General features: G+C 41.8%; 21 protein-coding genes. 2 read left to right on the top strand and 19 right to left on the bottom strand.

The annotated features are described in order from the left end of the window. Window positions 1-48 precede the first annotated feature (48 nt). The 18 genes from ACZ5O6_RS05075 to ACZ5O6_RS04990 all read right to left on the bottom strand — a co-directional run bounded on the left by ACZ5O6_RS05075 (window position 49) and on the right by ACZ5O6_RS04990 (window position 15,940). Complete coding sequence (locus ACZ5O6_RS05075) at window positions 49-1,086, bottom strand: quinone-dependent dihydroorotate dehydrogenase (protein ID WP_447090742.1); 1,038 nt, start codon at window positions 1,084-1,086, stop codon at window positions 49-51. Between the two features lie 137 nt (window positions 1,087-1,223). After that, window positions 1,224-2,456: an MFS transporter gene (locus tag ACZ5O6_RS05070; RefSeq protein WP_447090741.1), complete on the bottom strand. Its 1,233-nt coding sequence runs from the start codon at window positions 2,454-2,456 to the stop codon at window positions 1,224-1,226. Beyond that, window positions 2,453-3,133 carry a DapH/DapD/GlmU-related protein gene (locus ACZ5O6_RS05065; protein ID WP_447090740.1) on the bottom strand — a complete coding sequence of 227 codons (681 nt, stop codon included), beginning with the start codon at window positions 3,131-3,133 and terminating at the stop codon, window positions 2,453-2,455. The genes ACZ5O6_RS05070 and ACZ5O6_RS05065 overlap by 4 nt, the downstream gene beginning before the upstream one ends. 38 nt (window positions 3,134-3,171) lie before the next feature. After that, entirely contained in the window at window positions 3,172-3,951 is a 780-nt protein-coding gene (gene phnP / locus ACZ5O6_RS05060) for a phosphonate metabolism protein PhnP (RefSeq protein WP_447090739.1), read from the bottom strand. Between the two features lie 175 nt (window positions 3,952-4,126). Next, window positions 4,127-4,783 carry a ribose 1,5-bisphosphokinase gene (gene phnN, locus ACZ5O6_RS05055; protein ID WP_447090738.1) on the bottom strand — a complete coding sequence of 219 codons (657 nt, stop codon included), beginning with the start codon at window positions 4,781-4,783 and terminating at the stop codon, window positions 4,127-4,129. Window positions 4,784-4,785: 2 nt separating this feature from the next. Further along, window positions 4,786-5,988 carry an alpha-D-ribose 1-methylphosphonate 5-triphosphate diphosphatase gene (locus ACZ5O6_RS05050; protein ID WP_447090737.1) on the bottom strand — a complete coding sequence of 401 codons (1,203 nt, stop codon included), beginning with the start codon at window positions 5,986-5,988 and terminating at the stop codon, window positions 4,786-4,788. After that, window positions 5,985-6,680, bottom strand: coding sequence for a phosphonate C-P lyase system protein PhnL (gene phnL, locus ACZ5O6_RS05045; RefSeq protein WP_447090736.1), 696 nt, complete (start codon window positions 6,678-6,680; stop codon window positions 5,985-5,987). Before phnL ends, ACZ5O6_RS05050 begins: the two co-directional genes overlap by 4 nt. Before the next feature lie 178 nt (window positions 6,681-6,858). Continuing rightward, window positions 6,859-7,650, bottom strand: a complete 792-nt coding sequence (phnK, locus tag ACZ5O6_RS05040; protein ID WP_447090735.1) for a phosphonate C-P lyase system protein PhnK — start codon at window positions 7,648-7,650, stop codon at window positions 6,859-6,861. Window positions 7,651-7,679: 29 nt separating this feature from the next. Then, complete coding sequence (locus tag ACZ5O6_RS05035; RefSeq protein WP_447090734.1) at window positions 7,680-8,588, bottom strand: alpha-D-ribose 1-methylphosphonate 5-phosphate C-P-lyase PhnJ; 909 nt, start codon at window positions 8,586-8,588, stop codon at window positions 7,680-7,682. Beyond that, a complete protein-coding gene (locus ACZ5O6_RS05030) occupies window positions 8,581-9,822 on the bottom strand; it encodes a carbon-phosphorus lyase complex subunit (protein ID WP_447090733.1) in 1,242 nt (413 codons plus the stop codon). Before ACZ5O6_RS05030 ends, ACZ5O6_RS05035 begins: the two co-directional genes overlap by 8 nt. 1 nt (window position 9,823) lies before the next feature. Next, complete coding sequence (phnH, locus tag ACZ5O6_RS05025; RefSeq protein ID WP_447090732.1) at window positions 9,824-10,522, bottom strand: phosphonate C-P lyase system protein PhnH; 699 nt, start codon at window positions 10,520-10,522, stop codon at window positions 9,824-9,826. A gap of 14 nt (window positions 10,523-10,536) precedes the next feature. Next, complete coding sequence (gene phnG, locus ACZ5O6_RS05020) at window positions 10,537-11,016, bottom strand: phosphonate C-P lyase system protein PhnG (protein ID WP_447090731.1); 480 nt, start codon at window positions 11,014-11,016, stop codon at window positions 10,537-10,539. Between the two features lie 18 nt (window positions 11,017-11,034). Next, window positions 11,035-11,790 carry a GntR family transcriptional regulator gene (locus tag ACZ5O6_RS05015; RefSeq protein ID WP_447090730.1) on the bottom strand — a complete coding sequence of 252 codons (756 nt, stop codon included), beginning with the start codon at window positions 11,788-11,790 and terminating at the stop codon, window positions 11,035-11,037. Between the two features lie 64 nt (window positions 11,791-11,854). Then, entirely contained in the window at window positions 11,855-12,649 is a 795-nt protein-coding gene (gene phnE, locus ACZ5O6_RS05010) for a phosphonate ABC transporter, permease protein PhnE (protein WP_447090729.1), read from the bottom strand. 91 nt (window positions 12,650-12,740) lie between these two features. After that, window positions 12,741-13,730 carry a phosphonate ABC transporter substrate-binding protein gene (gene phnD, locus ACZ5O6_RS05005; protein ID WP_447090728.1) on the bottom strand — a complete coding sequence of 330 codons (990 nt, stop codon included), beginning with the start codon at window positions 13,728-13,730 and terminating at the stop codon, window positions 12,741-12,743. A gap of 60 nt (window positions 13,731-13,790) precedes the next feature. Then, a complete protein-coding gene (gene phnC, locus ACZ5O6_RS05000; protein ID WP_447090727.1) occupies window positions 13,791-14,609 on the bottom strand; it encodes a phosphonate ABC transporter ATP-binding protein in 819 nt (272 codons plus the stop codon). Between the two features lie 163 nt (window positions 14,610-14,772). Then, window positions 14,773-15,441, bottom strand: a complete 669-nt coding sequence (locus tag ACZ5O6_RS04995; RefSeq protein ID WP_447090726.1) for a GNAT family N-acetyltransferase — start codon at window positions 15,439-15,441, stop codon at window positions 14,773-14,775. Window positions 15,442-15,496: 55 nt separating this feature from the next. Further along, window positions 15,497-15,940, bottom strand: coding sequence for a YtoQ family protein (locus ACZ5O6_RS04990; protein WP_447090725.1), 444 nt, complete (start codon window positions 15,938-15,940; stop codon window positions 15,497-15,499). Window positions 15,941-16,117: 177 nt separating this feature from the next. Between ACZ5O6_RS04990 and ACZ5O6_RS04985 the strand changes: the two genes are divergently transcribed. Further along, window positions 16,118-16,486: a hypothetical protein gene (locus ACZ5O6_RS04985; protein WP_447090724.1), complete on the top strand. Its 369-nt coding sequence runs from the start codon at window positions 16,118-16,120 to the stop codon at window positions 16,484-16,486. Window positions 16,487-16,540: 54 nt separating this feature from the next. Here the strand turns inward: ACZ5O6_RS04985 and ACZ5O6_RS04980 are convergent, their stop codons facing one another. Continuing rightward, window positions 16,541-17,872 (bottom strand): MATE family efflux transporter, encoded by a 1,332-nt coding sequence (locus ACZ5O6_RS04980; RefSeq protein WP_447090723.1) that lies wholly within the window; start codon window positions 17,870-17,872, stop codon window positions 16,541-16,543. Between the two features lie 167 nt (window positions 17,873-18,039). Between ACZ5O6_RS04980 and trmA the strand changes: the two genes are divergently transcribed. After that, entirely contained in the window at window positions 18,040-19,149 is a 1,110-nt protein-coding gene (gene trmA, locus ACZ5O6_RS04975; protein WP_447090722.1) for a tRNA (uridine(54)-C5)-methyltransferase TrmA, read from the top strand. The last annotated feature ends 1 nt before the right edge of the window (window position 19,150 follow it).

Below are 19,150 nucleotides of genomic sequence, written 5' to 3'. Positions count from 1 at the left end.
AAGAAGAGAAAAAACGTCGTAGAAGCAACAGGCTCAATGCGCACAATATTAGCGCATAGCAAAATGGGCGGTCGCTGCCTTACGGCTATCAGTAATCAACGATGGGCCGCGATAAATGAAACCCGAATAAATTTGTACAAGGTTTGCACCTGCCGCTAATTTATCCACTGCATCGCTACCTTGCACAATGCCACCCACACCAATAATCGGCATATCGTCACCTAAATACTTGCGCAACTGTTTAATCACGTGGGTCGATTGCGATGTAAGCGGCGCGCCACTTAAACCACCCATTTCATCGGCGTAGGGGCTGTCACTCACAGCGCGCTTATCTAAGGTAGTATTCGCCGCAATCACACCATCCACCTGATGCTGTAGAAAAGTTTGACTAATATCCGCAATTTCTTCATCACTCATATCGGGGGCAATTTTAATGAGTACCGGCACACGATGGCCTTGCTGTTCACTCAATTGCGCTTGCTTAATTGATAAGCCTTCGAGCAGGCGACTGAGGTTATCACCAAACTGTAAATCCCGCAGACCCGGCGTGTTAGGCGAAGAAATGTTAACCGTAATATAGTCCGCATACGGATACACCTTCTCCATCGCAATTTCGTAATCCGACAGCGCTTGATCTTCTGGCGTCGCTTTATTCTTGCCAATATTAATCCCTAAAATACCGTTAAAGCGGCGCTGTTTAACACGCTCTACAAGATAGTCGACACCTTTATTATTAAAACCCATGCGGTTGATGATGGCATCATGTTCTTGCAAACGAAACATCCGTGGCTTGGGGTTACCCGCTTGCGGCTGCGGCGTGACCGTACCAATTTCGACAAAGCCAAAACCCATAGTACCTAACGCATTGTAGTAATCACCATTTTTATCGAGCCCTGCTGACAAACCAACGGCATTAGGAAAGGTTAAACCCAGTAGCTCAACCGGCGTATCGTCAATATCAGGTGTAAACAACGAAACGGCCTTAAGTAGTTGCAAGCGCTCTGCCGCACCTAAACAATCAAGGGATAAATCGTGTGCCGTTTCAGGTTCTAAGGCAAATAATAGGGGGCGTAACAAAGAATACATAAGATATCTCTAGAAGGATTTGCTGACGTTTTTAAGCCAAAAAATAACTTGCTAGGATACTGGAAACACGGAGGTTTTGCGAGGTCGATTCGCTCAGACTCGCGACATCTGAACGCTGGTGAGTTAGAGGCAGGAAGCTACTGGAGAGGAGAATCTAGACGCGACTGTTTGGATAATATGACGAGTGAGCCATAGCAGCACAGAGACAAGAAGATAAGGATAATAACCACATACTCGACAGCAATATTGGAGATTAATAGTGAAATCAGCAATGGCGCAGCGGCCGTCATAGATATACGTACGCCATTAAGTCTACCGGTCACTGCACCATAAGCCGATGAACCAAACAAGTAGAGAGGTAAGGCACCTCTAACAATGTACATTAACCCCTGCCCCATGCCAAAAAAGATGGCAAATAGCAGAACCGCCGACTGTGATAGAAAAGAAGTCAGCCAAAGGAGCAACAAACCCAAAGTGATTAATCCAACTGATATAAACCCTAGGAAAAAAGGAGAAATGCGACGAGAAAATAATAAATCAACAAGCCGTGATACAACCTGAAAAGGGCCAACTAAGGTACCTGCGAGTACCGCAACAACGTGCTCAACATTCAGCCCTTCGGTAATAGAAAAGAAGTGAATTTGCACGCCGTTAATACAAAATGCTATACCTGCTAACGATAATGCCAGCAGCCACTCTTGCTTGCGCTGCACCTTTGGTTTGCTTTTCATCGATATTACAGAACTATCAGGTTTATCTGGTTGATCATCTATTTTATATCGGGGGTTAAGACCATAAAGATGTAGTGGGAAACAGACTAATAGATGAATTAACGCCATGTAAAAATAAACATCTCGCCACTCAACAATAGTTAATAGAAAAGCAATGAGGGGCCAAAAAATGGTGGAGGCAAAACCGGCCATCAGTGTTATTTGTGTCATTGATTGACGCTGGTTATCGTTTGCCCTTGGCTGACTACCGGAATCGTAGGCCTTAACAATCGCCACAAAAGCCGACTCATATAACACGAGTATGGAGAACACTTCGAGTACCAACAAATAAATAACAAATGCTGACTTACTCTCAACCGTAGATAAACCATACAAACAACAGGCCATTAATAAAGAGCCCAAGGCCATGGAGCAACGCGTACCGTACCGATCCAATAGCTTACCTAGGTAAGGCGCAAAAAATCCACCCACAAACAAGCCTAAAGAATATACACCATAAATAAAGTGAGACGACCACCCTAATGACTGCTCAATCTCTAAGGCCAACAAACTAAACGAATAAAACAACGTACCGTAGCCGATAGTGCAATTAACGCCTAAGCACAAGACCAGTCGTAATTGATCTAAAGATAATTTCATGGATGGTATTTCGCAACAAACTCCATCACGGATAAGGCTCTAAAGTCTTCTAAGCGGTCAGCTAATTGTTCCGCGGGCCAATCCCACCACGCCAACTTTTCTAGACCGGCAATTTCATCATCAGAAAAACGGAAGCGCAATACTTTACCGGGATTACCAACAACAATGCTATAAGCAGGCACATCCTTAGTGACTATAGTGCCAGCCCCTATCGCAGCACCGTTGCCAATAGTAATACCGGGTAATATCACAACGCCATGGCCTAACCAAACATCATGTCCAATACTCACAGGTTGGCTGGCTCGCCATTGAAAAAATGAAGGCTCGTCTTCACCAAAACCATAGCGTGAGGCACGATAAGTAAAATGATGTAACGCTACACGTGGCAAAGGGTGATTACCCGGGTTAATGCGTACATGAGATGCAATAGAACAAAACTTACCAATGCGGGTATTGATCACATCGCAATCACTCGACAGATAAGAATAATCATCCAATGTAGAAGAAAACAACTTGCATCGATCACCTATCTCGCAGGCATATCCTATGTGAGAATCCTGAATCACGGTATCTTTTCCGATGAGTGGCTGATCAGATAGTTCGGCATTACTTATCTGGTTCTGCATATTGTTGATATTATTGGCATCTTTTGTAATGCCATTTGTTGTTATCGTCATTGCTCCACCATCGATGCCAGCCTATTAATAGAAATTTTTTAATTGTTACTGCTTAGGTTTAAAGATTCTGTAATTATTTTTTCATTATCTTTCGCCACAAACACATTGTCAGGTAGTGGGTATTGTGAGGTGATAAAAAAGTTATCCAAGTCGTGGCTAATGTGTGTCAGGTACGCTCTTTTAGGTGCCAGACTTTCGATAATATCCAAAGCTTCGTTCAGCGTATTATGATTACGTGGATTGGGTTTAGGTGGTGAACTGCAATCAATAATAAGTATATCTGGACGATGCTTTTGTAAAAACCGAAAAGTATCTTCAGGTAAACCCAATGTATCGGTCAAATAAGCAATGGAGTAATTTCCATCATTTAATAAATAACCGACGGTGGGTTTTGAGTGATTCAACGGAACGGCTGTTACTTCTATTCCCAGCAAATAAAAAGGCGAAAAGGGTTCAGGCGGTGATAAAAACTCCAGAATTCCAGGATGTTTAAATAAATCATCACAACCTTGTTCATCATGGGGACCAATCACTGGGATCCGTGCTCCTTTACCCCAACGTAATGGAAACAAACCCTGTACATGATCCATATGATAATGGGTCAGTAAAATAGTGTTAATAGTACCTACTGGAAACCGTTCAGTAAGGTCTGTATGACCAGCATCAATTAACAGGTGGGTATTGCCAACTGTAATTTTTGCACTGCAAGGCCCTCGTCGAAAAGTGGTGATATTTCTTGCTCTAACACAAGCAGCACAATCACATCCATAACAAGGAACTTGCGCAGCATTACCTGTACCTAAAAACTGAAAAATCATAAATCGATACCTACTTTATTATCGCTCATACGTTGACTGCAAAGCCTGAAGAACCGCGAAGCTAGCTGTGATAGCGATACCGGATCAAGTCCGGCATGACGGTTACTACTTGAATAGGTATGACGGCTATGGTTTAACCGCTCACAGAATATTAATTCGCGTACTAACCATCGCATCATTCCAAGTTTTCTATCATTCTATCTGCACCATTTTCTTCTATTTTTTCTGGCTCAATTGAAACAGTCGGTATCAATAAAACACGATCAATAATGCTTTGCAATTGTTTAGCCGCTGCATCAACGGTGGTGTCATTAACAATCAGGCTATCGATAGCAGTATCTTTCATTACTCCTTTTTTTAACTGTTTGTGTCGCTGCATTCTTTGCTCTATAGCCTCGACTGTTTCCCTAGAACGCTGTTTCAATCGTTGTTCTAGTATCACATCAGGCACATCAATTAATACACTGTGTAACTGATGAGGATAGAGTGATGTAGCGGTTTCTAAATAGGCTCTAGAACCATTAATAATGACTGATATACCCGCCTTTAAACATATATCTATTTCTTTACCGATACCGTAGTGCAAGTTATTCGCTTGCCAGTGAAAAGCAAAAAAACTGTAGCATTGTCGAGAAATAAATTCTTTTTCGGATAAAAAAATGGCATTTTCATCATTATCACTGGGTCGCGTTATATAGCGGTGAGCAATAACGATCGGAAGACGATTATCATCCTTTAATGATTGTTGAATGTTCTTTTTTTGAAAGGCACGAAGAATAGAATCTTTACCCGATCCTGATGCACCAACTACATAAAATATTTTAGCGTCCACGATTAAAAGACTCGATTGCCGTGAGTATAAACATTCATAACAACAGGCAAGTCATCAATGACTTTAACTTGAACAATATCCGCTTGCTTACCAATCGCGATTTCCCCCCGATCAGTTAAGTTAACAGCACGTGCAGGGTTAGCAGTAACAGTATTGATCGCTGCAGGTAGATCATACTCATTATCAAGAGTACTGAGTTTGTAAGCCGCATGTAACATGCTTGCGGGACAGTAGTCCGATGACAGAATGTCAAGCACCTTGCGATTAGCCAATTCATGTGCTGCAATATTTCCTGAATGCGAACCCCCTCTAACGACGTTAGGTGCCCCCATCATCACTTGCATGCCTTGTTGGTGAGACTGTTGTGCGGCGCTAGCCGTGGTTGGGAACTCGGCAATAGACATGCCGTACTTTACTGACTCGTTAACGTGCTCTAATGTCGCATCATCATGACTTGCAATAGGAATATTACGTGATTGACACATTTCAACCACCGTTCGGCGGTACTGATCGCTGTATTGCTGGCTGTTTGTTTTTTGCTTAATAATAAATGACTCTAGGTCTTCATTACTTAGATGGTATTTACCTTGATAGTAGACACGGTATTTATCCATATTGGTAAATTGTCGTTGGCCTGGCGAGTGATCCATAACCGACACTAATTTCACCGATGGCTTGTCAATAAGTGGGGCCAATAAATTAATCGCTTCAGGGTGACACACTTCGCAACGCAAATGTAAAAAATGTTCTGCGCGTAAAATACCACTATTTTTAACCGTATTGATAGCATCTAACATTCGGTGCAAGTTTTCGATACGCTGACTACCCTCGTTCACATCGCCTAGCGCAACGGCGTCAAAAACGGTAGTAATACCTGCGGCAATAAGTTGAGCATCGTGAGCGATCACGGCAGGCTGCCCCGGCCAGGTCACTTTAGGGCGTGGCGTAAAATGTTTTTCAAGATTATCGGTATGCAACTCGACTAGGCCTGGAATAATATAATCTTCATTGACATCAATTGCCTGTGGCACGTAGCTGGGAGAAGTCGTAATATCAACAATACGCCCCCCTTCCAATACTATTGAACCTTTAACAATTTCATCGAATAATACAATATGTGCATTACTGAGAATCACGCGTTCTGCAGGCTGCTTGCTGGCGTTGAAATCTGTGTAATTTTTAGGTTTATCAATCACTGTGTTCATACAACAAACTCCGATAGATCAATGATTTCGTCTGCGACATGACTGCGCACTTCTTCGTCGTGGAAAATACCGACGATAGCAGCACCCTTGGTTTTTGCTTCTTGAATTAATTCAACAACAACTGCTCGATTAATCGCGTCTAGCGATGCCGTCGGTTCATCTAGTAATAGCACGGGATAGTCGGCAATGAACCCCCTCGCAATATTGACTCGCTGCTGCTCTCCCCCTGAAAACGTTGTCGGTGATAGTTCCCATAAGCGCTCAGGAATATTAAGTCGAGCTAACAATGTTGCTGCACGTTCATAAGCGATGGTTTTATCCACTTTTTGTAGTAATAGCGGCTCAGCCACAAGATCAATCGTAGACACGCGGGGAATGACGCGTAAAAACTGACTGACGTAACCGATAGTTTGGCGTCGTAGACCATGTATCCACTCCGGTGTGCAGTTAGCGACATCTAACTCTCCATCGTCAAAGTAAAGCGTAATACTCCCTTGAGTACATTTATAGTTACCGTATAAACATTTCAAAAAAGTACTTTTTCCCATACCGCTAGGCCCCAGCAACACCACACAATCGCCACTATTTACCGATAATGAAAAGTGGTTAAACACTGGTATATGCGCATTATTTTGAGTATGTAAGATAAAATCTTTTTTTAAATCACTAACCACTAATCGAGGCGTAGACATAATTTACCTTTTTTACAATATATTTTATTTTGGCAGCGTTCATTAACTTTCATTTTATCTGCTGCTTGAGTTTCGGGTGGCGCTATTAATAATTATTAGGGTCTGTTAACACTCATTGACAGCAGTCATTATCCCGCTCACTTCGCATCGTCAGCCAAGTTTGACTCGGTTTCAAACACTACGGTGTCAACACGGATGAAACTAATAACTGTGTATAAGCGTGCTGAGGATCATCCAGTATTTGATCCGTTAAACCACTTTCAACAATGCGACTGTTTTGCATCACGATAAGACGATGACAAAGTAATCGTGCAACGGCTAGGTCATGAGTCACCATCACAACAGACAAATTAAGGTTTGCCACCAATAGTCGAATTAAATCGAGAATTTTCGCCTGAACAGAAACATCCAGCCCACCGGTTGGCTCATCCATTAATACAAGACGCGGATGAGTAGCAAGCACGCGGGCAATTTGCAATCGCTGCTGCATACCACCTGAAAACTCATTGGGTAAATGATCAACTCGCGTAGGGTCGATTTCTACTTGTTCTAGCCAATCAATCGCTACATCACGAATGTGGCCATAGTGGCGATCACCCACAGCCATTAAACGCTCACCGATATTGGCTCCCGCACTGACACGCATACGTAAACCATCACGCGGGTGCTGTTTAACAATACCGAATTCACTACGCATTAGACGCCGCCTTTTAGCTTCATCTATTGCATAAATATCAACCGCATCACTCGCTTGTGGATAGTAAATAATTTCACCATCATTCGGCGCTTGTTGTCCGCTTAAACAATTCAATAGTGTCGATTTACCCGATCCTGATTCGCCAACAATACCCAGTACCTCTCCTGGATAAAGTGAAAAATTAATATCTTGGCAGCCACGGTTAATCGCATAAAGCTTCTGTAGACGATTGACTGTCAGCAGAGGCTGCGTTTCTACTTGTGGTAATTTCATAAAACAGTTCTCTTTGCTCACGCCATTCATTACTCAGCAAATGCCACAGGACTATCGTGTTCTTCTTCAGGACGGTATCCCTGCTCCACACGGGTTTTACAATAGTGAGAATCTGAACACACATACATGCGCTCACCCTCATCATTGATAATGACTTCATCTAAAAACGAATGATCACTACCACACAACGCACAACGTTGATCCCACCGCTGAACGTCAAATGGATGATCTTTAAAATCTAAACTTTTAACGTGTGTGTAAGGCGGAACCGCATATAAACGCTTTTCTCGACCAGCACCAAATAACAGTAATGCTTTGTTCATATGGAGTTTTGGGTTATCAAATTTAGGAATGGGTGATGGATCCATAACATAGCGATCATTCACTAGTGCAGGATAGGCATAAGTCGTGGCTATATGCCCATAATGGGCAATATCTTCATAAAGTTTGACATGCATAACACCGTATTCTTCAAGCGCATGCATTTTTTGTGCTTCGGTTTCACTCGGCTCAATAAACCGTAATGGATCGGGAATAGGCACCTGAAACACTAAAATTTGATGACTATTAAGCGGTTCTTCCGGAATTCTATGGCGTGTCTGTATAACGCTGGCATCACTGGTGGCAGTCGTCGTTTCAACAGCCGCTGTACGCTCAAAAAAACGACGAATACTGACTGCATTTGTCGTATCGTCAGCACCTTGATCAATAACTTTAAGCACATCATCTTGCCCTAAAATACTAGCGGTGAGTTGTACACCACCCGTACCCCAACCATAAGGCATCGGCATTTCTCGACCGGCAAAAGGCACTTGGTAACCTGGAATGGCGACCGCTTTTAACAAACCACGACGAATGGTACGCTTGCTTTGCTCATCCAAATAAGCAAAGTTGTAATGAGCTGTATTTTCTGAAGTACCAGCCTTCTGACTATCCATTTTTAGCTCCTGCTATATCACCTGTAGACTTTTCATTTGAAGATAAAGTATCTGATGACAATGCATCTTTACTCGCTTGCTGTTGCTCTTCACGCATTTTTCGAACTAAAGCCAATTCTGATTGAAAATCAACGTAGTGCGGTAATTTCAGATGAGATACAAAACCTGAAGATTCAACGTTATCGCAATGAGAAAGCACGAACTCTTCTTGTGCCGCCGGTGTGTCGACCGCTTCACCTAAGCCTTTCGCTTGTAAAGAACGATCGACCAAAGCCATTGCCATCGCCTTGCGCTCACAAAAGCCAAAACTGATGCCGTAGCCCTGAGTAAATTGTGGTGGCTGTTCTTCGTTGCCCTGAAACTGATTAATCATGTCGCACTCAGTCAGACAAATTTCACCAATATCTATATCGAAACCCAGCTCTTCTAAGCTGATTGAAACGGTGACATAGCCCATGCGAATCTCCCCCGCGAACGGATGGGTACGACCATATCCTCGCTGAGTGGAATAACCTAATGCCAATAAATAACCTTCGTCAGCACGGGTTAATGCTTGTAATCGTGCACTTCTATCGCTAGGGTATTGGAGCGGCTGACGCGTTAAATCCGTACATACTGTTGATTGTGATATAAGCTGATCTGATGCAGACGTTGGTTCTTCGCATTCTTTGATTGATGATACTTGTAGCAAACCTTCTTCACGTAAAAAGTCACTCACACGGGGATAGTGATTAGCATTAGATTTTTTTGTTTCTGGTTCTGTCTCGGGCTGCGCTTTTGATAATGGTTGTCTTGATGATTCTTGATGGCCAGTACTATCGGCTTCATCATCCAACAAACTAAAGTCGAGTAAACGATGGGTGTAATCAAAAGTTGGCCCCAAGGCTTGCCCACCGGGTATGTCTTTATAAGTTGCACTAATACGGCGCTCAACTCGCATTTCGTCAGTTTTAATCGCTTGGCTATAGGCAAAACGGGGTAAGGTTGTGCGATAAGCTCTTAGTAGAAAAATAGCTTCTATTACATCACCCATGGCTTGTTTAATGGCAAGTGCCGCCAACTGCGGATCATACAGCGAGCCTTCTGTCATCACTCGATCAACCGCGAGTGGTAATTGTTGCTGAATTTGTGCAACGGATAAGTTATTAACCGTGACATCGCCCCGTCGTTTTTCGGCTAAAAATTGATGAGCATTATCAATGGCGGTTTCTCCACCTTTTACGGCAACATACATGTTACGCCACCTCCTTAGGATGTGAAGACAGCGTCGATACGTTATTAATTTTTGTACTTCTAGGTAGTGCGACAATATATTCGGCATCGCAAAAAATGAAATCCATACCACAAGGATAGTGCCGAGTATTATCTATCAACATGGATCGATGTTGTTCTGTCAGGCCGTGAATCAGTAATTTTTTTTCTGTTTCAATACCGGGGCCGCTTAATACCAGTGCTCCATTGCCAACGGCTTCTTCATTTACCGATATAGCATCCACTTGAATAATTAACGTGCATGATTCATGGGGTGCAGTCAGTGACCCTCTTGAAAAAATCGTCTCATAATTCCACTCAGACAAATTTAGCAAAGCGAATTGTGCTGTAGACGGGTCGTCGACAATATGTGCATCGGTATAAAAACGTAATGACTGAACCAAAGACGGTTGCGCTAGCGGTGGTGATAAATATACAGAACAATCGCTATCAAACAATGATTGAGAGACTGACCATGTCGTTTTAAAAATAGGAGCAGAAATTGATACTTTATGACATTCATCGCTACTGTAAAGTGATTGCTGATCCACCGCTGGAGCTAATGATAAGCGAGTTGCCGGCTCAGACATCGCCTTTAGTAATCGTCGATATACCCACTGACTTGCGACAGTCGTATCACGAAAGGCAGCCATTAATTTAAGGGAAGTGGTTGATGTGTTCATTGTTATCATCTCTACTATTCGCCTCTCACCATGGTGAAAAAATTAACTTTTGTGGTATCAACTTTATCTGCGTGAGCTCGATTTTTATCTGACTTTATAGCTTGTAAAGGGACGAGTAGTTGTTCAAAAATCAGCGCTTGATAATCACTAAGTTGACAACAGGCATCGATCACTGCAATACACTCTGCTTTCTCTTTTTGTCGGCCTGCGGTGTAACCAAATCCTATGATTGCATCGCAACTGTGACCGTTAACATGCTGTAATGACACCACACTGCGAGTGACGGTCATCTCCCCCATATTAAAGGGGCTACCTGTACCACCCGTTTTAGCTCGTACCATCACCATGCCGACTTCGGGCTTTTTTAAGGTTTCATAACGAGCCGTTATCGATAAAGCATCCCAATAATGTAAAAGATCGTTGCTTGAGGATACGGACAGTATCGACAGTAACTGCTGACGTTGCTTCTTTGAATAATTCGCGAGTGCATTCATTTTTTTCTCACACGTTATTTACACAGTAATTTGAAAACGGTCTGAACGGTTTAACGATATGGAGACCTCAACAATTTTTTCGGGTGACGATGTCATACTATTAAATGATTTGACTCTTAATAAGGGTTGATTCAGCGCACACTTTAAAAACAACGCATCATCATTACTGGGCATAACGGCCGAAATAAATGCATTAGTTCTCCTTAGAAATAACTGATAATTCTTTTCTATACAGTCGTGTAGCGAACCACCTTTGTAGCAGTGTTCTATATCAGGAACATAGTGTGGGTTAAGAAAGTGGCTAATCAGGGTCATCGGCTCGCCATCTACCCAACGCAAGGTTTGTATTAAATAAACCCGATTCCCGTGTGTGTCCGAAGTGTTAATCCCCAAAGATTTTGCTATTTTTTGATGACACTTTACGCTTTCACATTTAATAATATCAGTCTTGGTGCTATGCCCTAATTGATCGACTGTACGAGTGAAGCGCCCTTTTGATAAGGCATAGTGAATGTGCTGATTAATGACTAAACAACCCTTGCCCTGCTGTCTTAAAACAAAACCTGCTGTGACTAAATCATCAATTGCGCGCCTCACTGTGTGACGATTAACGCCAAAGTGCATCGCTAATTCATTTTCAGAAGGTAAGTAGCAACCCGCCGGATAACTTTCAGCAATCATTGCTTCGAGCAAACAGACTAATTGCTTATATATGGGCTGATCACTATCGCTTCTGACCACCCCGACAATCTCTTTTTTTACTTGTCTAGACATGCTGACCTTACACTCTTAATGCATTCATATTTTGGTTATAAAACTATGATTAGCAGAGCGATAATTAAATGAAACGCTTACGAATAGTTTGTGAAAGCATGTCAACAATGGTGACTGACACGATAATAATAATGATAATGGCCGCGGCTTCTGGATACGAAAACCCTCGAATAGACTCCCACAACAACACACCAATACCACCAGCGCCAACAATGCCTAATACCGTGGCTGATCGTAAATTAGATTCAAAGCGATAGAGTGAATAGGAAATCCATAGCGGCATAACTTGTGGGATCACACCATATATGACTTCATGTATAGCATTAGCGCCTGTTGCTCTTACCCCTTCAACAGGTTGGGTCTCAATGGCTTCAACGGCTTCTGCAAATAACTTAGCAAGCACACCGGTCGTATGAATGAATAACGCCATGACACCGGCAAATGGACCTAGACCTACTGCGACAACAAATAACATCGCAAATACTAATTCATTAATCGCTCGTGCAGAATCCATTAAGCGCCTAACTGGCTGATAGACCCATGCTGGCACTAAGTTCTCTGATGACAAAATACCAAAGGGTACTGCGGCAATAATCGCAAGTAATGTGCCCCAAATAGCAATTTGTAATGTAATGACCATTTCTTCTACATATAATCGCCATTCAGAAAAATTAGGAGGGAAGAAGTCTGTTAATAGCTCCCACATATTGCCAGAATCTTCAATCAGCAAAACAGGATTCATTTCTGCCCCCTTCCATGCCCATACCAATACCACCACAATGGCAATATTTAGTAAAAAAGCGGGCAACGATATGGGCAAGTAGCGCATATTTGAGGTATTTGAAGATAGTGTATTCATAGGTGTTCAACAGTTAATTCGTTAGTCATAAAAAGTATCCTTCCTTGGATAGCATCCCTATTTTTTATTCGAGTTTTTAAATATCAATAACCTAGTTAGAAGCCATTGCGCTTAATGCCGCCATACGACGATTAAGTACAGCGAGCTTATCGTCGATTTCTTTCACTTCTTTACTGTCTGCTTTTCCAGAATTAACGAGCTTTAATCGATCTTTGAAAAGCACTAACTGACGCACAGGTAATAACTGATCATCACTTGATGCGCGAAAAGGTTTCCACTGAAGGCGATCTAAGTTTGCCAGCTCTTCTTTGTCCCCTTTTGTTCCGTATTCCATAAAGAATTGATAAATTTTTGACTTGGTATTTTCTGACATATTTTTACGCCAAACGATAGGATCAGAAGGAATTAATGGTGACTTCCAAATGATTTTTATTTGATCGTATTTTTTGGGGAATTTTTCTTCGATACGGCGTAGGTTTTCTGTGTTGTTAGTTGCAAAATCAACTTTCTGATTAGCAACAGACAACGCATTGGTTTCGTGATTCGCATTAGTGACACGCTTAAATGCTTTCTTTGCATCAAGATTATTTTTAGCAAATACATAATAAGAAGGCACTAAAAAACCTGATGTCGAATTGGGATCACCGTTACCAAATGTAAGATCTTTTGCGTTTTTAACGATGTCTTCAACACTGTTTAAGCCGCTATCTTTGTGAGTGAGTAACAAGCTCCAGTATCCTGGGTTACCTTCATTATCGACAGTTTGTGCAAACACTTCACCACCCGAACGATCAACGGCTTCGATAGCTGATTTATTACCAAACCATGCCACATCAACTTTATCAAAGCGCATCGCTTGGATAATTCCTGCATAATCGCTCGCGAAAAATGGCTTAACTTCAACTCCCATTTTTTGACTCATATCATTTAAAAATGGCGTCCATGTATCGCGTAATACCTGTGTCGAGTCTGTTGAAATAATACCGAAATTGAGCGCCTTTGCTTCTTCCGCTGCTACAGCGGCCTGTGACAAACCTACAACACTAGCCACTAAAGCTAGCTTTTTAATTGTTTTAAACATGGTTATACCCCTAAATATGTATGATAGTTATTTTTCAATCACCACTGCTTGAACGTGTTATTACCCTGCAGCAGCCAATGTTAGCTTTGTTGGTTCAACAACATCATCGTTGCTAGTTAGCATTTCCTGTGCATCTTCCTCGTAAAGAGAAAACATCAACTCGTCCGTAAGTTGGTCACGTGTCCCGTCAAAAAATAGCGCCCCTTCACGTAAAGCAATCACACGAGGGCAATACTGACGAGCCACATCGACTTGATGTAAGGTGATAATCACGGTTTTACCGTCCACTTGATTAATTTCTTGCAGCATTTCCATAACGACACGAGCTGATTTTGGATCTAAAGAGGCAATAGGCTCATCGGCAAGAATAATATCCGCCTCTTGCATCAGCGCCCTTGCAATAGCAACACGTTGCTGCTGTCCACCCGAAAGGTGTGCCGCCTTTTTATAGGCATGCTCTTTAAGACCAACACGATCAAGTGCAGCGAGTGCTTTTTGTTTTTCTTCCTCGGTGAAATAGGCAATATATCCTCGCCATGCGGGTATTGTGCCCAAGCAACCAATCAATACATTAGTAAGCACGGTAAGCCGATTGACTAAATTAAATTGTTGAAAAATGCAGCCAACCTTGACACGTGTTTTACGAATATTGCGGTTGAGCTTTCCCTGTTGCTGTATTGTATGATTAAGGATATGGATGCTACCTTCGTGCTGATCGCTTTTAACTAAACCAGAAAGATGGCGCATAAGTGTTGACTTCCCTGAACCTGACGGCCCTATTAATGCCAGCATTTCACCTTCATCAACAGAAAAGCTAATATTATTGAGTACTTTATTTAAGTAACTCTTGCTTATATTTTTAACTTGTATTGCAGGCATTGTTCACTCACTCATCAACTTGTGTAGACAAGTTAGAAGATTTAAGTGACAAAAAAATGACATTACTATTAAGATTTATTGTCAACTTTATTGCAAAAAAATGACAACATTAAGAAACTGTTCTAGTGTATTGATTTCTTTATAAATAATAATACTGAATAGACTATTCAGTTGAGGGGAATAAGGTGTGACCAATAGATAAATGCGTGTTTAAACAATACACCCATCGTTCACCTCTTTTTTCATCATAAATAGAATCGATATACTCCATAGGTAACTGTTGGAGTACATGGATAGAAGGTGCGTTCTCAGGATGACAACAAGCTAGAACCATCGCATTAGGAAAGTAGGTGGTGGCACACGCTATTTGAGCTTTTCCTATTTCGTAAGCATAAGCGTTGCCCCAATATTGCTGAGCTAGCGCATAACCAAATTCGACGGCGATAATATCTTCACGAGTATTTTTCACTGCGCTATAAGCCGCTGTTTTTATTTCGTCATCGTTAAGCGGAAATACCTGTTTATCTAATAACTGTTTGAAGAGCGAGTGACATTCAAGAATGCCGCAAAAACCTATAAGGGCATGAGTGTTCTTCTCAAACAATCCCATAAAACCTAGTGTATTTTTAGCTTGCGAAAAATTATCTCGGATAAATGATAGGGTTTCTTGATAGGTAAGGCTGCGACCTTGTAATAAATAACGCATAACGGCCGCATCAGAAAAAACACCTTGGTATAACATTTGGCACTCGATGTCTTCGGAGTCACTCGTTACGTAATCAACATAAAGCCGTGATGTTTCTATTAATGGTTCCACTATACCTTTCACCATTTTCCTATCTACAAAATATGGCGGTAATTTTTGAATACATTCTTGCTATTCTTCTTTAAGCACCCACCGTATGTTTAAGGATATCAACAATCTGCTGTGGTTCTTTTGCCCATGCCATTGCCGCAGCATTAACTTCTTTTAATGGGTGGATTAATGCTTCGTCGTGTAGCGTGATATAAGGGGTATCTAGTGCTGCACAATAACCTGCATCAAATGCCGCATTCCATTGCTTGTACTTTTCGCCAAAGCGAATAACCGCTAGATCGCATTGCTCAATTAATGTTTTTATACGAATAGCATTTACCTTGGCAGATTTATGATCACGCCAAAAGTTGTTATCTTCTTCACCTAACACATCACCTGCAGCATCACTGGTTGCGTGATCAGTAATGGCAGAAGTAAAAATAATGGGCAAATTGGCGGCTTCACACGCCATGATTATTTGGTCACGCCAATCAGTATGGATTTCGCCAGATAAATATACGGTTAATGCGATCATAAAATACTCTCTGTTAGTGCTCTGAGACCTTTGCACGAACATTATTCTGTGCGTTATCCTCGCTTATAAAGGCCCCACTCGTTAGTGATGGTGTTGATATGATATAAAGCAGCGGTATACTCGAGAACAGTTGCTGTAATATAGCCAATCATTTAACCAGATAATAAGGGTAATACCATGAAAAAGCGATATGTAGCCAGCTTATATCTATCACTAGCCATGAGCCCTCTCACACTTGCTGAAGATAATGCATGGCAGGAAACGAAAGAGAGTGCCAAAGAAGTCATTGAGGCATCGAAAGAAACCAGTGTGAATGCATGGGAAGCCACTAAAAAAACCAGCTCGGATGTCTGGCAAAAAACCAAATCTGTTAGCGGTGATGCGAGTCAAAAAGTGGGTGAAAATTTAGGTAATCTAGGTACTGAAATAAAGCAAGACGGGGAAGCCGTGTGGGAAGACACCAAAAAAATTAGCAAAAAAGCTAAAGAAAAAACGGAAGAAACATCAACTTCGGTATGGGAGTCGATCAAGTCTTTCTTCAATTAGACAAGATTCATCGCATAGATAAATACACATGAGCCTTAGCCAGTGCGTCTCTATTTAAGTAGATTGGCTCTGGCCATCCAGTTTATCAAGAAAGCGTAAGGCTAATAGCCACCCTGCTACACCCATTAAGGCTGAGCCGATGAACATTCCAATAAACGCGCCTTTGGCTCCTCCCCATTCGATGCCGAAATACACAAAAGGAATGGTACCCACCGTGACCTTTAAAAAGTTCATCGCTGTCGCGTAATGAGCAACACCTAGATTATTAAACATGGCATTCGTCACAAAACTTAATCCATTAAAAATAAACATTAAGCTAATGCCATTACAGAAGAGATACACTAATTCGTTAGCTTCATCGGATGCATTAAATAAAGGCACAATAAGCCACTGCCCTGCCCATAAAATCGCTGACACTATCACACAATAAAAAACGACCAAGCGAACAGACTCGTTCAATGTTTCTCGAACACGTGATTGCTGATTAGCACCAAAGTTTTGCCCTGCAATCGGTCCAACAACCGCAGACAAGGCAAATAGACCCGCAAATGCCACTGGCTGAATACGGCTGATTATGGCATTACCAGCAACCGCACTATCTCCAAATTGAGCTAGCGCATAAGTAACATAAGCCACACCTATCGGTGTTGACAAGTTAGTCAATACGGCGGGAATCGCCACATTCAGGTAGTCTCTAAATTGCAGGATATAACGAGAATAAACAAATGCCCCCACTAATCGATGACGATACGCAATCACATAAATAGCAAAAGCTAGCATAGCAACACGACTCAGCACAGTGGCAATTGCGGCACCCTGTACGCCTAAGCCAAGAGCAAAAATAAAAATAGGATCCAAAATAACATTAACAATACCGCCAATCATTGTTAACCACATCGCTTCTTTTGCATCGCCACGGGCACGTAACACACCACCAGCAGACATAACCAATGCTAAAATCGGCATGCTGGGAATAATAATTTGCAAATACTGTGTCGCAAAAACAAGTGCTTGACCACCGGCACCTAACCAATTCAATAGCGCCGGAATAGCCAACCAAATAGCGATCGTCAGCGGGATTGTTAATACCATGGCTGATACACAGGAGTATGTGACCGACTCTCTCGACGCACACATATCCCCCGCACCGAATGAACGAGACACCAATGCGCCACAAGCAATCGATAAACCGATATTTAACGACACTGTAAAAAAGATAATAGACCCAGCAAAACCCACCGCTGCGGCTATTTCGACCTCGCCTAATAAACTCAAGAAGTAAATATCGACAAGGTCGGAGAGGAACATCACCATTAGGCCGGTCATTGCTGACCCTGCCATAATAAGGAGGTGCTGCTGAATTGAACCTTGAGTATATTTTGCCATACGGTATACGACCACCATCAATGATAAATCAAAGAGATTTTATACTATGCATCCCCTATAATGCGGCTTTTATTGCTGTTTGATGCATTTTTACACGACATTTTTGTAATGAATGCCATAACCCCATTTTCGTACCTCTTCTACACCGGCTTTGGTCTTTGCTAACTATGAACGCTTTTACTGTTTACCCTGATGAATACCACGCACAACTGAATCAAAAAATCGCTCGACTCAATGATCAACTTGCCACACTCAAGCAACCAACACTACCTACTATTGATGTGTTTGAATCACCGACAACACATTACCGCATGCGCGCAGAGTTTAAGGCTTGGCATGAAGGGAATACAACCTACTATGCCATGTCTGATAAAGAAACTCGCCAACCTGTCTTATTAGAAACGTTTCCCGTCGCTTCGCTGGCCATCAATACACTGATGCCAAAATTGATGGCCGCCATTAATCAAGATGATATTTTACGAAAAAAACTGTTTCAGATTGAATTTATTAATACGCTAACGAACGATATGTTAGTCACATTGATTTATCATCGCCCACTATCTGAGGATTGGATAACACGGGCAACCGCATTACAAGAAACATTATCTATTAGTATTATTGGACGTAGCCGTAAGCAAAAAGTCGTATTAGATAAAGATTATGTGACAGAGACATTAACTGTTAATGCGCAAACATTTACTTATCGACAAAACGAAGGCAGCTTCACCCAACCCAACGCTGTCGTTTGCCAGAAAATGTTGGAATGGGCAGTCAATAACAGTGAGCCTAAAGCAGATGAACTCAAAAGAGATTTATTAGAATTATATTGCGGCAATGGTAATTTCACTTTGCCTTTGTCGTACAACTTTCGTCAGGTGATTGCGACAGAAATTTCAAAATCTTCGGTCAATGCCGCATTGGAAAATCGACAAAAAAACAATATTGATAATGTCACTGTTGTTAGAATGTCGAGTGAAGATTTTGCAGAAGCAATGGATAAAGTCAGACACTTTAGGCGGTTAAAAGACATTGACCTTGACAGCTATGATTTTTCAACCGTATTTGTTGACCCACCAAGAGCAGGGCTAGATGAGCACACCATTGAAGTCATCCGGCGTTTTGATCAAATTATCTATGTATCCTGTAATCCAAAAACCCTCGTCAACAACTTACAAAGCTTATGCAATACACACGAAATTAGTGCCATCGCTGCATTTGATCAATTCCCTTATACCGATCATTTAGAAGCGGCAGTTATTATCCAACGCAAACAATAAC

The organism is Eionea flava (genome assembly GCF_055393785.1).
Note: the sequence above shows the minus strand (reverse complement) of the source record. Positions and strands in the feature narration are given on the sequence as shown.

What these genes read in the sequence shown, in the direction of transcription:
- phnE (WP_447090729.1), bottom strand. Translation starts at nt 12,649, where the DNA reads ATGAATACACTATCTTCAAATACCTCAAATATGCGCTACTTGCCCATA.
- ACZ5O6_RS05075 (WP_447090742.1), bottom strand. Translation starts at nt 1,086, where the DNA reads ATGTATTCTTTGTTACGCCCCCTATTATTTGCCTTAGAACCTGAAACG.
- phnK (WP_447090735.1), bottom strand. Translation starts at nt 7,650, where the DNA reads ATGAAATTACCACAAGTAGAAACGCAGCCTCTGCTGACAGTCAATCGT.
- phnP (WP_447090739.1), bottom strand. Translation starts at nt 3,951, where the DNA reads ATGATTTTTCAGTTTTTAGGTACAGGTAATGCTGCGCAAGTTCCTTGT.
- ACZ5O6_RS04995 (WP_447090726.1), bottom strand. Translation starts at nt 15,441, where the DNA reads ATGGTGAAAGGTATAGTGGAACCATTAATAGAAACATCACGGCTTTAT.
- phnH (WP_447090732.1), bottom strand. Translation starts at nt 10,522, where the DNA reads ATGAACACATCAACCACTTCCCTTAAATTAATGGCTGCCTTTCGTGAT.
- ACZ5O6_RS05015 (WP_447090730.1), bottom strand. Translation starts at nt 11,790, where the DNA reads ATGTCTAGACAAGTAAAAAAAGAGATTGTCGGGGTGGTCAGAAGCGAT.
- phnC (WP_447090727.1), bottom strand. Translation starts at nt 14,609, where the DNA reads ATGCCTGCAATACAAGTTAAAAATATAAGCAAGAGTTACTTAAATAAA.
- phnG (WP_447090731.1), bottom strand. Translation starts at nt 11,016, where the DNA reads ATGAATGCACTCGCGAATTATTCAAAGAAGCAACGTCAGCAGTTACTG.
- phnD (WP_447090728.1), bottom strand. Translation starts at nt 13,730, where the DNA reads ATGTTTAAAACAATTAAAAAGCTAGCTTTAGTGGCTAGTGTTGTAGGT.
- ACZ5O6_RS05065 (WP_447090740.1), bottom strand. Translation starts at nt 3,133, where the DNA reads ATGACGATAACAACAAATGGCATTACAAAAGATGCCAATAATATCAAC.
- ACZ5O6_RS05035 (WP_447090734.1), bottom strand. Translation starts at nt 8,588, where the DNA reads ATGGATAGTCAGAAGGCTGGTACTTCAGAAAATACAGCTCATTACAAC.
- ACZ5O6_RS04990 (WP_447090725.1), bottom strand. Translation starts at nt 15,940, where the DNA reads ATGATCGCATTAACCGTATATTTATCTGGCGAAATCCATACTGATTGG.
- ACZ5O6_RS05030 (WP_447090733.1), bottom strand. Translation starts at nt 9,822, where the DNA reads ATGTATGTTGCCGTAAAAGGTGGAGAAACCGCCATTGATAATGCTCAT.
- ACZ5O6_RS04985 (WP_447090724.1), top strand. Translation starts at nt 16,118, where the DNA reads ATGAAAAAGCGATATGTAGCCAGCTTATATCTATCACTAGCCATGAGC.
- phnL (WP_447090736.1), bottom strand. Translation starts at nt 6,680, where the DNA reads ATGTCTACGCCTCGATTAGTGGTTAGTGATTTAAAAAAAGATTTTATC.
- ACZ5O6_RS04980 (WP_447090723.1), bottom strand. Translation starts at nt 17,872, where the DNA reads ATGGCAAAATATACTCAAGGTTCAATTCAGCAGCACCTCCTTATTATG.
- ACZ5O6_RS05070 (WP_447090741.1), bottom strand. Translation starts at nt 2,456, where the DNA reads ATGAAATTATCTTTAGATCAATTACGACTGGTCTTGTGCTTAGGCGTT.
- ACZ5O6_RS05050 (WP_447090737.1), bottom strand. Translation starts at nt 5,988, where the DNA reads ATGAACACAGTGATTGATAAACCTAAAAATTACACAGATTTCAACGCC.
- trmA (WP_447090722.1), top strand. Translation starts at nt 18,040, where the DNA reads ATGAACGCTTTTACTGTTTACCCTGATGAATACCACGCACAACTGAAT.